The organism is Streptomyces sp. NPDC000404 (assembly GCF_040300365.1).
In the GTDB taxonomy this organism is placed as follows: Bacteria; Actinomycetota; Actinomycetes; order Streptomycetales; family Streptomycetaceae; genus Streptomyces; species Streptomyces ramulosus.
On sequence record NZ_JBEPDN010000006.1, the window covers coordinates 369,836 to 381,264 of the forward strand.

General features: G+C 71.6%; 13 protein-coding genes. 7 read left to right on the plus strand and 6 right to left on the minus strand.

Features of this window, described 5'->3' with window-relative positions; all coding sequences use genetic code 11:
* Positions 1–203 precede the first annotated feature (203 nt).
* On the plus strand, positions 204–614 hold the full coding sequence (locus ABT345_RS14140; protein ID WP_345077524.1) for a rodlin: 411 nt from the start codon (positions 204–206) through the stop codon (positions 612–614).
* Between the two features lie 615 nt (positions 615–1,229).
* Positions 1,230–2,075 carry a nitrilase-related carbon-nitrogen hydrolase gene (locus ABT345_RS14145; RefSeq protein ID WP_345077521.1) on the plus strand — a complete coding sequence of 282 codons (846 nt, stop codon included), beginning with the start codon at positions 1,230–1,232 and terminating at the stop codon, positions 2,073–2,075.
* 62 nt (positions 2,076–2,137) lie between these two features.
* On the opposite strand, the gene tatA is transcribed toward ABT345_RS14145, so the two are convergent.
* Both tatA and ABT345_RS14155 read right to left on the minus strand, forming a co-directional pair.
* Entirely contained in the window at positions 2,138–2,371 is a 234-nt protein-coding gene (gene tatA / locus ABT345_RS14150; RefSeq protein WP_345077518.1) for a Sec-independent protein translocase subunit TatA, read from the minus strand.
* 110 nt (positions 2,372–2,481) lie between these two features.
* On the minus strand, positions 2,482–2,625 hold the full coding sequence (locus tag ABT345_RS14155; protein WP_345077515.1) for a hypothetical protein: 144 nt from the start codon (positions 2,623–2,625) through the stop codon (positions 2,482–2,484).
* Between the two features lie 327 nt (positions 2,626–2,952).
* Between ABT345_RS14155 and ABT345_RS14160 the strand changes: the two genes are divergently transcribed.
* On the plus strand, positions 2,953–3,192 hold the full coding sequence (locus tag ABT345_RS14160) for a DUF397 domain-containing protein (RefSeq protein ID WP_345077512.1): 240 nt from the start codon (positions 2,953–2,955) through the stop codon (positions 3,190–3,192).
* Between the two features lie 283 nt (positions 3,193–3,475).
* Here the strand turns inward: ABT345_RS14160 and ABT345_RS14165 are convergent, their stop codons facing one another.
* Positions 3,476–3,958 carry an ATP-binding protein gene (locus ABT345_RS14165; protein ID WP_345077509.1) on the minus strand — a complete coding sequence of 161 codons (483 nt, stop codon included), beginning with the start codon at positions 3,956–3,958 and terminating at the stop codon, positions 3,476–3,478.
* Between the two features lie 314 nt (positions 3,959–4,272).
* Between ABT345_RS14165 and ABT345_RS14170 the strand changes: the two genes are divergently transcribed.
* The 3 genes from ABT345_RS14170 (at position 4,273) to ABT345_RS14180 (ending at position 7,427) form a co-directional block, all read left to right on the plus strand.
* The gene (locus tag ABT345_RS14170; protein WP_345077506.1) at positions 4,273–5,136 is read left to right on the plus strand and encodes a Sco1979 family transcriptional regulator; all 864 of its coding nucleotides are present in this window, start codon (positions 4,273–4,275) and stop codon (positions 5,134–5,136) included.
* A gap of 84 nt (positions 5,137–5,220) precedes the next feature.
* Positions 5,221–6,678: an aldehyde dehydrogenase family protein gene (locus ABT345_RS14175; RefSeq protein ID WP_345077503.1), complete on the plus strand. Its 1,458-nt coding sequence runs from the start codon at positions 5,221–5,223 to the stop codon at positions 6,676–6,678.
* 107 nt (positions 6,679–6,785) lie between these two features.
* On the plus strand, positions 6,786–7,427 hold the full coding sequence (locus tag ABT345_RS14180; protein WP_345077500.1) for a PadR family transcriptional regulator: 642 nt from the start codon (positions 6,786–6,788) through the stop codon (positions 7,425–7,427).
* Positions 7,428–7,506: 79 nt separating this feature from the next.
* Here the strand turns inward: ABT345_RS14180 and gad are convergent, their stop codons facing one another.
* From gad to ABT345_RS14195, 3 genes are all read right to left on the minus strand, one after another.
* The gene (gad, locus tag ABT345_RS14185; RefSeq protein ID WP_345077497.1) at positions 7,507–8,901 is read right to left on the minus strand and encodes a glutamate decarboxylase; all 1,395 of its coding nucleotides are present in this window, start codon (positions 8,899–8,901) and stop codon (positions 7,507–7,509) included.
* A 150-nt stretch (positions 8,902–9,051) separates the two neighbouring features.
* Positions 9,052–9,768 carry a leucine efflux protein LeuE gene (gene leuE / locus ABT345_RS14190; protein WP_345077494.1) on the minus strand — a complete coding sequence of 239 codons (717 nt, stop codon included), beginning with the start codon at positions 9,766–9,768 and terminating at the stop codon, positions 9,052–9,054.
* Positions 9,769–9,999: 231 nt separating this feature from the next.
* A complete protein-coding gene (locus ABT345_RS14195; RefSeq protein WP_345077491.1) occupies positions 10,000–10,368 on the minus strand; it encodes a YbjQ family protein in 369 nt (122 codons plus the stop codon).
* A gap of 312 nt (positions 10,369–10,680) precedes the next feature.
* Here ABT345_RS14195 and ABT345_RS14200 point away from each other — a divergent pair, with 312 nt between their 5' ends.
* On the plus strand, positions 10,681–11,385 hold the full coding sequence (locus ABT345_RS14200) for a DedA family protein (protein ID WP_345077488.1): 705 nt from the start codon (positions 10,681–10,683) through the stop codon (positions 11,383–11,385).
* Positions 11,386–11,429 lie beyond the last annotated feature (44 nt).

Here is an 11,429-nt window from a genome sequence, read left to right on the forward strand (position 1 = left end):
TGGCTGTGGCCCGGTCGACGGCTTCCTTCTTCCGCTGGGGGGAGGGGCGGGTGCGGCGTGGGGTGCGTGTGAGCGAAGGGTGACGGCCGGGCGCCCGCCGGATCGCCATCTGTTCGGGTGACGAGCCGGAACCAGGGGCGGCGTGGCGGGTTGTTGAAACAGGGCTTCTGTACCGGAAGTCCGCGTACCGAAGGGTTTGCACGATGAAGAAGATCATGGCGGGCGCCGCTGTCGCGGTGTCGATGCTCGGGTTCTCGGCCGCGGCGGCCCCGCAGGCGATGGCGACCGGCAACGAACACGGCACCACCACCGTCAACGGCAACGGTGCCCAGACCGCCTACGGCAACTCCACCACGCACGGCAAGCTCAGCACCCAGCTCGGCCTGGTCCAGAGCTCGCTGAACGACCTGTGCCTCGGCGTCCCGGTCAAGGTGAACGTCGGCTCGCTGATCGGCCTGCTGGTGCCGATCACGGCCCAGGACATCAACGTGCTGTCCTCGCCGCAGAACCAGCAGTGCGCCGAGAACTCCACCCAGGCCAAGGGCGACGAGCCGCTGTCGCACCTCCTGGACGACATCTCGGCGCTGTCCGCGAACGGCGCGGGCAACAGCTGACGGCCCGGCGGCCCGGCCGCCGTGTGCGTCGCCGGCCGGCCGGTCCCGTGACCTTCGCGGTGCGGGCCGGCTGCCGGGGGCGTACGGGTGCGGGGGCCGGGGCGCCGTTCGCCGCGGGCCCGGAGCGTGGCGTGGTGAGGTCGCCGCGTTCCGGGTCCCGGGGCGGGCGGGGAAAGGGGCGGGGTCCGGCCGTGCGCGGCGGGACCGGTGCGCGGGACGTGCTCGGCGGCCGGCCGAGCGGATCCGGCGGGCCGCTCGGCCTGGGCCGCCCGGTCGAGACGACCGTCGGCATCGCCGGACGACTCGACCGCAGCACCGTCGTCCTGCGGGCCCGGTGGCGCTGCGGCTGGAAGCCACCCGGCGCGGACGACGGCTGTGCGGATCAACGCGCCAGGGGCCTTCTCCGGTACGGGAAGGATCGTTCTTTCCCTCATTGGTGGGACCGGGCTCCCCGGGGGTTTGAAGCGGCTCGAACGGAGCGGCCGGGTGCGCCGGTGTCCGTTGTGCGCGCCGGGGCGGGCGAGGGCGCGGAGCGCGCCCGGCGCCGGAGGCGGCGTCCTCTGCGAAAATGGCAGGATAAAGCGCTCAAAAGCGACGAAAAAGGGGGAGTGTGGCATGCGAATAGCGCTGGCGCAGACCGACTGTCTGCTGGGGGACGTGGCGGGGAACCTCGCCGTCGCCCGCGAGCAGATCGAGCGGGCCGCGGCGGAGGGCTCGGATCTGGTGGTCTTCCCCGAACTGAGCCTGCACGGCTACCACTTGGGCGCCCTGGAGCGGGATGTCTCGATGGAGGCGCGCGATCCGCGGCTGCTGGAGCTGAGCACGCTCGGCCCGGACATCGTGATCGGGTTCCACGAGCACACCAGCCTGCGGGCGTACAACACCTCGGCGTACTACGCGGCGGGCGAGCTGAAGCATGCGCACCGCAAGCTCTATCTGCCGAACTATCTGGCCTGGGAGGAGCGCAAGCACGTCAGCCCCGGGCAGTCGATGCGCGCCTACGACCTGGAGAAGGAGGCGGGCGGCGGGCGGGCGGCGACGCTGGTGTGCAACGACGCATGGCAGCCGGTGCTGCCGTGGCTGGCGGTGCAGGACGGGGCTGAGGTGCTGTTCGTGCCGACGAACAGCGCGGCGAGCCTGGACCCGGAGGCGATGGACACCGGGCTCTACTGGGACACCCTGCTCTCGTACACGGCGCGGATGCTGCAGTGCTGGGTGGTCTTCGTCAACCGGGTCGGCAGCGAGCACGGCGCGACCTTCTGGGGCGGCTCACGGGTGGTGGACCCCCGGGGCGCGGTGGTGGCGCAGGAGCCCAAGTGGGAGCCCGCGCTCGTCACCGTCGACGTCGACCCGTCCGAGGCGCGCCGGCAGCGCCGCGCCGTACCGCTGGTCGCCGAGGCCCGGCTGGGGCTGGTGGACCGCGAGGTGCGGCGGCTGATCGACGAGGGCGGGGACCACTGAGCGGCGCGCCGGGCAGCCGGACCGGCGGCTGCCGGGCCGCGGGGTCGCGGCCCGGGGCCGGGTCAGCGCCCGGCGGTGGTCGCCTCCGTGCGGGGAGCGGCGGTGGGCGTGGCGGCGGGCTGCTCGGGGGCCTCGGGGGTGCGATCGTCCTTGAGCGCCTTGGTCTCCGACTTCAGGATGCGCATCGAGCGGCCGAGGCCACGGGCCATGTCCGGCAGCTTCTTCGAGCCGAAGAGCAGGACGCAGGCGACGATGATCAGTACCAGGTGCCAGGGTTCGAAGGCGTTCCGGAGCATGGGGCGCTCGCTTTCGTCGGGGGTGCCTGCGGACGTTCTGCCCAGTATGACCGGAACGGTCCCGGCGTCCGGCGGAGGGGTGCATCCGGGGGAGGGGTGTCTTCCGGCGTTCACCAAGGGGCCGCGCGGCCGTCGGGGCGCCGTTCCTCGCGCGGGGCGTGCGCGGAGAGCGTGACGGCCCGGTGGGCCGCGCGGCGGACGGCGTAGCGGGCGGCGGTGGCAACCTCGGGAATCTTATTGAAAATGGTAATCATATGGCGATGGTAGCCCGGTATCGCCGGGAGGGTGCTGGGTAGGTGTGACGGGGTGAGGGGTTTGTGTCGATCGGGGGTGGATGGGGGTGCGAGAGGGCTGCCGCGAGGGTGGAGGGAACCCGTTGGGGTCGGCGCACGTCCCAGCGGCAACCGATGGGGTGGGTGGGGCGTGCGGGGGCGGCGAGGTCCGAGTGGCCTTTCCGTGTTTGACGTGCGGTAACGGTGTCGGCACCGCCCGTCGTGCACGTGCATCTGTACATGCATATGCATGTGAACCTGGTTATGCTGCCGAGTAGTTGAACGTCAGTCATGATCCGGGGGAGCCCTGTGCCGCACGCATACAACGGGATGGCCGCGACCGATCTCCCTGGCGCCGCCTGGCAGAAGAGTCGTCACAGCAATTCGCAGGGATCCTGCGTGGAGTTCGCGAAGCTTCCCGGCGGGGAGATCGCCGTACGGAACTCGCGTTTCCCCGCGGGGCCCGCACTGATCTACACACCGGCCGAGGTCGAGGCGATGCTGCTCGGCGTCAAGGACGGGGAGTTCGACCACCTCATCCGCGACTGACCTTCCGGGCCGCCGACCGAGGCGTATCGCCGCAGGTCAGGGGTGTTTTACGAAGGCGCGGGCCGAGGCCGGTCCGCGCCCTGAAGCACGTGGGCGCGGCCTTGTTCGCGCCGTGAGCCGTCATGCATGTGGCCCGTCCGCCGTCAGCTTCGTACGCCCTGGGAGCGCCCCGCGGTCGTGTCCGGGCACAGATGCGCCGGGGCCCGTGTGGTGGTGGCCCCGGCGGGTGCTGCGGTCGTGCCGGTCCGGCCGGGGGCGCGTCGGCGCGCCCCCGGGGAGGGGGTTACGGCACCCGGAAGAGGGCCCAGACGATCTTGCCGTTCGGGGCGCCGGAGAGCGGCTGCCAGCCCCAGCTGTCGCTGAACGACTCCACCAGGTACAGCCCGCGACCGCCCTCCGCGCCGAAGTCCGCCTCGCCGGCGACGGGTGAATCGTCGCTGGGGTCGCGCACCGCGCACACCAGCCGCGAGGACCAGTGCATCAGGTGCAGCCGGGCCGGCGGGGTGTCGTCGGCGAGCTGCGGGGCGGCGAGGACCGCATGGCGCAGCGCGTTGGTGACCAGCTCGGAGACGACCAGTTCGACGCCGTCGAAGAGGCCTTCCAGGCCCCAGTCGCGGAGCGTGTCACGGGTGAACTTCCGTGCGCCGCCCACCGATTCGTAGCGCGGTGGCAGCGAGCAGGAGGCGGAGCCGGAGACAGTCCAGGGGTCGACGGGAAAGACGCTCTGTCCTAATGGATCGAGCCTGGTCAAAACCTTGGTCCCCATGCGAGGCACTCCTGGCGTTCGCGGACGTCATGACCCGGCCGGTCTAGCGGGGTCTGGCGGATCTTTCACGAGCGTGCATGCGTGCGACGCCCATGGTTCCGAATGCGTACGTCAGATGCAAGGGCAGATGCACGTGCACGTGCCGAGGTTGCGGGGATGGATTCCGGTTCGCGGTGAATTCTTCTCCTGTGCAGGGCGGGGAGGGTGGGGGCGGACCTCACATATCAGTAACCGGCCGAGCACTCAACGACGTAGGAACGTGGCAGACTGCCGGGCGTTGTTGGGCGGGTCGGGCCCACGGGAGGGGCGAAACGGTGTCGGCAAGTGAGTCGAACGGGTCGGTGGTGCGGAGGATCCTGCTGGGATCGCAACTGCGCCGACTGCGGGAGTCGCGCGGCATTACCCGGGAGGCGGCGGGCTACTCCATCCGCGCCTCCGAATCGAAGATCAGCCGCATGGAGCTGGGGCGGGTCAGCTTCAAGTCCCGCGATGTGGAAGACCTGTTGGCGCTGTACGGCGTGAGCGACGAGCAGGAGCGCGCCGCGCTCCAGTCGCTCGCGCGCGAGGCCAACGTCGCGGGCTGGTGGCACAGTTACTCCGATGTGCTCCCCGGATGGTTCCAGACATATATCGGGCTGGAGGGCGCCACTTCGCTGCTGCGCACCTATGAAGTGCAGTTCATTCATGGCCTGTTGCAGACGGAGGAGTACGCCGACGCGGTGGTGCGGCGCGGGATGCCGGACGCCGCGCCGGAGGAGATCGAGCGCCGGGTCGCGCTCCGGCTGGAGCGGCAGAAGCTGCTGGTCGCCGAGCGGCCGACGGAGTTCCACTGCGTGCTCGACGAGGCCGCGCTGCGCCGTCCGTACGGTGAGAGACAGGTGATGCGCGAGCAGTTGAGACATCTCATAGAGGTGTCGGAACGGCCGAATGTGCGCCTTCAGGTGATGCCCTTCCAGATGGGTGGCCACTCCGGGGAGAGCGGCGCGTTCACGATGCTGGGTTTCCAGGAGGAAGGGCTGCCGGACATCGTCTATCTGGAGCAGCTCACCAGTGCGCTCTACGTGGACAAGCCCGAGGAAGTCGCCCAGTACGCGCGAGTGATGGGGCGGTTGCAGGCGGAAGGGCCGAGCCCTGCGGAGAGCCGGGACCTTTTGCGTGGTCTACTCCAATTGATGTGACGCGTGGGTAGGATGACCAGCCATCAGGAGGCAATACCCCACAACTGGGCGCCAAGGGCGCCCAGTTCTCCAGATCGGGATGGCATGTCCTACTTCGACGACTTGGCGTACCAGTTCATCGACGGCGAGTGGCGCTCCGGCAGCGGCTCGTGGGACATCGTCGATTTCAATCCCTACAACGGGGAGAAACTGGCCTCCATACCGGTCGCCACGGCGGCGGAGATCGATGAGGCGTACCGTGCCGCGGAGCGCGCGCAGCGGGCATGGGCCGACACCAACCCGTACACCCGGCGGCTGGTCTTCGAGCGGGCGCTGCGGATCATCGACGACCGTGAGGCGGAGCTGGCCGCGGCGATCGCCGCGGAGGTCGGCGGCACCCACGCCAAGGTCGGCTTCGAGCTGCATCTGGTCCGGGAGTTCCTGCGCGAGGCGATGCAGCTGGCGCTGCGTGCCGAGGGCCGCATCCTGCCGTCGCCGATCGACGGCAAGGAGAACCGCCTCTACCGGGTGCCGGTCGGCGTCGTCGGGGTGATCAGTCCGTTCAACTTCCCGCTGCTGCTGTCGATGAAGTCGGTGGCCCCGGCGCTGGCGCTCGGCAACGCGGTCGTCCTCAAGCCGCACCAGAACACCCCGATCTGCGGCGGCGGTCTGGTCGCGCGGATCTTCGAGGAGGCCGGGCTGCCGGCCGGGCTGCTGAACGTCGTGGTCACCGACATCGCCGAGATCGGCGACGCGCTGATCGCCCACCCGGTCCCCAAGGTCATCTCGTTCACCGGCTCCGAGAAGGTCGGCCGGCACGTCGCGACGGTCGCCGCCGGGCACTTCAAGCACGCCGTGCTGGAGCTGGGCGGCAACAGCGCGCTGGTCGTCCTCGACGACGCGGACGTCGACTACGCCGTGGACGCCGCGGTCTTCAGCCGCTTCGTCCACCAGGGCCAGGTCTGCATGGCGGCCAACCGGGTGCTGATCGACCGGTCGCTGGAGCGGGAGTTCACCGAGAAGTTCGTGGCGAAGGTCGCGTCCCTCAAGGTCGGCGACCCGGCCGATCCGGCGACCCACATCGGGCCGCTGATCAACGAGGGCCAGGCCGAGGCGATCACCTCGCTGGTCGGGCGGGCGGTCGGCGAGGGCGCCACCGCGCTGCTGCACGGCAAGACCGAGGGCACGCTCGTCGGGCCCAGCGTGCTCGGCGGGGTGGCGGAGGACTCCTGGCTGCTGACCCAGGAGATCTTCGGCCCGGTGGTGGTGCTGGTGCCGTTCGACGGTGACGACGACGCGGTGCGGCTGACCAACGCGTCGCCGTACGGGCTGAGCGGCGCGGTGCACACCGCGGACATCGAGCGGGGCGTGCGGTTCGCCAAGCGCATCGAGACCGGCATGATCCACATCAACGACGGCACGGTGCACGACGAGCCGATCGTGCCGTTCGGCGGCGAGAAGAGCTCCGGCGTGGGCCGCCTCAACGGCGAGGCGATGGTGGAGGCGTTCACCACCACCAAGTGGATCTCCATCCAGCACGGCCGCTCCCGCTTCCCGTTCTGACGGCGGCGTCGTACGCCCCGGGGTGCCGGTCCCGGGGCGCCGCCTAGGCTGGTGCCACCGGGCGCGCCGGTTTCGCGGGCGCCCCGGGTGCGGCGGACGGAGGGGCGATGTCGGCGATGCGGTTGCTGGTGCTGGGCGCCGTCCGGCAGCACGGGCGGGCCCACGGCTATCAGGTGCGGGGCGATCTGGAGTTCTGGGGCGCGCACGAGTGGGCGCAGGCCAAGCCCGGGTCGATCTACCACGCGCTCAAGCAGATGGCGAAGCAGGGACTGCTGCGCGCCCACGCCACCGCGCCGAGCCCGGACGGCGGTCCGCCGCGTACCGAGTACGAGGTGACGGACGCCGGGGAGGCGGAGTTCTTCGCGCTGCTGCGGGATGCGCTGGCGCGGCCCGGTCAGCGCAACGACGTGCTCAGCGCCGGGCTCGGCTTCCTCGTGGAGCTGGAGCGCGCGGAGGCGGTGGCGCTGCTGCGGGAGCGGGTGCGGGCCCTGGAGGAGTGGCGGGCCACGGCGCGTGAGGAGTACCTGCCCGAGGAGGGGCCCGGCGCGCTCGGGCACATCGGCGAGATCATGCGGATGTGGGTGGACGCCGCCGACCACGGTGCGGCCTGGACCCGCGGGCTGATCGCGCGGATCGAGGGCGGTGCGTACGTCTTCGCGGGGGAGGGCGAGCCGTTCGTGGGCGTGCTGGCGGAGGGCGCGGAGAACCCGTACGCGACGGGTGAGGTCCATCCGGGGGACGACGCGTAGGGGCGGATGGCCGGGCGCCGCCGCCGGGTGGCCGGTCCGGTCGCCGGGTGGGCGACGGTGCGTCGCGTGGCGGTCCGCGTCAATGGTGGAACGCGGTGGCTTTGCGGGTGGGACGTTGCAAAGGGCAGGGCTGGGCGCGGAGTTCGGGCAGCAGCTGCGCCAGGTCGTCCAGGAAGAGGTCGGCGAGGTCGTGGGAGAAGCCGTTGCGGCAGACCACGCGGAGGACGGAGAGGTCCTCGCGGTTCGGGGGGAAGGTGTAGGCGGGCACCAGCCAGCCGCGTTCCTTCAGCCGCCGGGAGACGTCGAACACGTCGAAGGCGGTGACGCGGGGGGCGGTGGTGAGGGCGAAGACCGGGAGTTCGTCGCCGCGGGTGAGCAGGGTGAAGTCGCCGAGCGCGCCGATGCGGGAGGCCAGTGACATCGCCACGTCCCGGGTGGCCTGCTGGACGGCGCGGTAGCCCTCGCGGCCCAGCCGCAGGAACGTGTAGTACTGCGCCACGACCTGGGCGCCGGGCCGGGAGAAGTTCAGCGCGAAGGTCGGCAGATCGCCGCCGAGGTAGTTGACGCGGAACACCAGCTCCTCGGGGAGCATCGCCGCATCGCGCCACAGGGCCCAGCCGACACCCGGGTAGACCAGGCCGTACTTGTGGCCCGAGGTGTTGATCGAGGAGACCCGGGGGAGGCGGAAGTCCCAGGTCAGGTCCGGGTCGAGGAAGGGCGCGACCATGCCGCCGGAGGCGCCGTCGACATGGACGGGGATATCGAGGCCGGTGCGTTCCTGGAGAGTGTCGAGCGCCGCGCAGAGATCGGCGACCGGTTCGTAGGAGCCGTCGAAGGTGGAGCCGAGGACGGCGACGGCGCCGATGGTGTTCTCGTCGCAGAGGTCCGCGGCGGCCTGCGGGTCGAGGTGGAAGCGGTCGCCCGCCATGGGGACCTGGCGCGCCTCGACCTCCCAGAAGGTGCAGAACTTCTCCCAGCAGACCTGCACATTGGTGCCCATCACGAGGTTGGGGCGGGCGCCCTCGCGGTCCTTCGCCAGGCTCCAGCGCCGTTTGAAGGCCATCCCGGCGAGCATGCACGCCTCGCTGGAGCCGGTGGTCGAGCAGCCGACGGCGGCGGCGGGGTCGGGCGCGTGCCACAGGTCGGCGAGCATCGCCACGCAGCGCCGCTCCAGATCGGCGGTGCGCGGGTACTCGTCCTTGTCGATCATGTTCTTGTCGCGGCACTCGGTCATCAGCGCGGTGGCCTGCGGTTCCATCCAGGTGGTGACGAAGGTCGCGAGGTTGAGCCGGGCGTTGCCGTCGAGCATCAGCTCGTCGTGGACGTACTGATAGGCGGTGTGCGGGGCGAGCGGGCCGTCCGGGAGGGTGTGCCGGGGCGGCGATTCGTCCATGCCGCCGATGGGGTCGGCCTCGCCGTAGAAGGGGTTGACCGGGTGGCCGGGCCGCGCGGGCGCGCCTTTGTGCAGGGTCATGGCCGCACCTCCTCGGCCGACCCTAGGGCGGCGGACGACGGGCGGCCCGTGGGGAGGGGCCGGGCGTGTGGCCGGGGGCGCGGGAGGTTCGCGGGGGCCGGTCGGGGCGCCCGGGCGGGTCGGCCCGGGCGCGCGGCGGAGCGGTCGCGGTCAGCCCGTCCCGGCGAGGGAGAGCTTGGCGGCGAAGCCCAGGAAGGCGGCGCCGGCGCCCGCGGACAGGCCCGCGGTCAGCTTCCGGCGGCGCCGGAACGTCGCGGCCAGATAGGTGCCGCTGAAGATCAGGATCGACAGGTAGGTGAGGCTGAACGCCTGCGCCCAGGCGCCCAGGGCCAGGAACGACAGCACCGGGTGGGCGTAGGACGGGTCGACGAACTGCACGAAGAAGGAGATGAAGAACAAGATCGCCTTCGGGTTGAGCAGGCTCACCACCAGGGCCCGGCGGTACGGGCGCTCCACCGGCTCCTTCGCGCCGGCCGGGGCCTTCGCGCTCGCCGCCGCGGCCACCGCGGTCGCGGCCGTCGGCTCGGCGCCGGCCGGTGTTGCCTCGGGGGTACGGGCCGCCCGGCCGCGCCACAGCGCCACGGCGCCGCGCAGCATCCCGACGGCCAGCCAGGTCAGATAGCCCGCACCGGCGAACTTCACGATCGCGAACAGTATCGGGCTGGCCTTGAGGAGCGAGGCCACGCCGCCCGCCGACAGGGCCATCAGCACCGTGTCCCCGCAGACCACCCCGGCGGCCGCGCGGTAGGCGACGCGGGGGCCGAGCCGGGCCGCCACCGAGACGACATAGAGCGAATTCGGCCCCGGCAGCAGGATGATCAGGGCGAGGCCCGCCAAATAGGTGGAGAGGTCAGTTATCCCGAACATGGGCCGCAGAATCTCACCCGGTGCCCGGCCCGCCACAAGTCTTTTCAGCATGCGGACGCCCCGGACGCGGCGCGGTGTCCGGGGCGGGAGCCCGGCGGCGGGGCGGCGGGGCGCGGGGCCCCGGCAGGGGGCGGGCGACGCCGCGGCGCGCGCCCTTCGCAACGGGCCGCCCGGGCCGGGAAAGGCACAGGCCGGGGCGGCCCCGGCGGCGGCCGCCCCGGCCCGTACGGGTCAGCTCTTCGGGGCGATGACCACGGCGGTGCCGTAGGCGCAGACCTCGGTGCCGACGTCGGCCGCCTCGGTCACGTCGAAGCGGAACATCAGCACCGCGTTGGCGCCGCGCGAGCGGGCCTGCTCGATCAGCCGCTCCATGGCCTGGTTACGGGTCTCGACGAGCGTCTTGGTCAGGCCCTTCAGCTCGCCGCCGATCATCGACTTCAGCCCGGCGCCGATCTGGCTGCCCAGATGGCGCGAGCGGACGGTCAGCCCGAAGACCTCGCCGATGACCTGCTGCACGGTGAAGCCGGGGACGTCGTTCGTCGTCACCACCAGGACGTCGGACTGGGCCTGCTGTCCGCCGCCGAATTCCTCGATGCCCATACGTCTCGCACTTCCTTCACTGTGTGGTGCCTGTGACGCAAGCATCGCCCGCATCCCGCGGCCGGGCATCCTCCGCCGGGACGAGCGGCCACCGGCACCCGCTCCGACCTGCGGTGGAGGGCGTCTCGTACCGGATGGCCGGAGCGGGGCGCCCCGGGTGCGGCGGCCCTGCCGGCCCCGGGCGGGCGGGTGGCGGGAACCGTGTCCGGCCGGCCGGCGTTGATAGCTTTGGGCCCGCACACGCGCCCGATCCCCGCAGCTTCCCCCGTCGCACCGCAGATCCGGCGCCCTCGACACAGGAGCCTTCACCCCGTGAACACTCTCGCGCTCGGCCCCCAGTGGCTGGACCCGGATTTCCTGATCGGCACCTTCGGCCTGATCGGCGTCCTGGTCATCGTCTTCGCGGAGTCCGGCCTGCTGATCGGCTTCTTCCTGCCGGGCGACTCGCTGCTGTTCACCACCGGCCTGCTGGTGACCACCGGCAAGATGGACAAGCCGCTGTGGCTGGTGTGCGCGCTGGTGGTGCTGGCCGCCGTCCTCGGTGACCAGGCCGGATATCTCTTCGGCCGCAAGGTGGGCCCCTCGCTCTTCAAGCGGCCCGACTCCAAGCTCTTCAAGCAGGAGAACGTCGAGAAGGCCCACGACTTCTTCGAGAAGTACGGACCGAAGTCGCTGGTCCTGGCCCGCTTCGTGCCGATCGTGCGGACGTTCACGCCGATCATCGCTGGTGTGAGCCGGATGAACTACCGCTCGTTCCTCACCTTCAACATCATCGGCGGCTCCCTGTGGGGCGCCGGGGTCACCCTGCTCGGCGCCGCGCTGGGCAACGTCGAGTTCGTGCACAAGAACATCGAGGCGATGCTGGTCCTGATCGTGCTGATCTCCGTCGTGCCGATCGCCATCGAGTACCTGCGGGCCCGCGGCAAGGCCAAGAAGGCCGAGGCGGCCCTCGCCGAGCAGGCCGTGGCCGGCGGCGCGCCCGGTGACACCCGCCGCGGCCGCCACGCCCGGCGCTGAGCCCCGCGGGAGGCCCGCGGAACCGGCCGCCGCCGGGCCCGCGC

Excerpts from the sequence above, each read along its gene's own strand:
- ABT345_RS14140 (WP_345077524.1), top strand. The coding sequence starts at position 204 with ATGAAGAAGATCATGGCGGGCGCCGCTGTCGCGGTGTCGATGCTCGGG.
- ABT345_RS14145 (WP_345077521.1), top strand. The coding sequence starts at position 1,230 with ATGCGAATAGCGCTGGCGCAGACCGACTGTCTGCTGGGGGACGTGGCG.
- tatA (WP_345077518.1), bottom strand. The coding sequence starts at position 2,371 with ATGCTCCGGAACGCCTTCGAACCCTGGCACCTGGTACTGATCATCGTC.
- ABT345_RS14155 (WP_345077515.1), bottom strand. The coding sequence starts at position 2,625 with ATGATTACCATTTTCAATAAGATTCCCGAGGTTGCCACCGCCGCCCGC.
- ABT345_RS14165 (WP_345077509.1), bottom strand. The coding sequence starts at position 3,958 with ATGGGGACCAAGGTTTTGACCAGGCTCGATCCATTAGGACAGAGCGTC.
- ABT345_RS14175 (WP_345077503.1), top strand. The coding sequence starts at position 5,221 with ATGTCCTACTTCGACGACTTGGCGTACCAGTTCATCGACGGCGAGTGG.
- ABT345_RS14180 (WP_345077500.1), top strand. The coding sequence starts at position 6,786 with ATGTCGGCGATGCGGTTGCTGGTGCTGGGCGCCGTCCGGCAGCACGGG.
- gad (WP_345077497.1), bottom strand. The coding sequence starts at position 8,901 with ATGACCCTGCACAAAGGCGCGCCCGCGCGGCCCGGCCACCCGGTCAAC.
- leuE (WP_345077494.1), bottom strand. The coding sequence starts at position 9,768 with ATGTTCGGGATAACTGACCTCTCCACCTATTTGGCGGGCCTCGCCCTG.
- ABT345_RS14195 (WP_345077491.1), bottom strand. The coding sequence starts at position 10,368 with ATGGGCATCGAGGAATTCGGCGGCGGACAGCAGGCCCAGTCCGACGTC.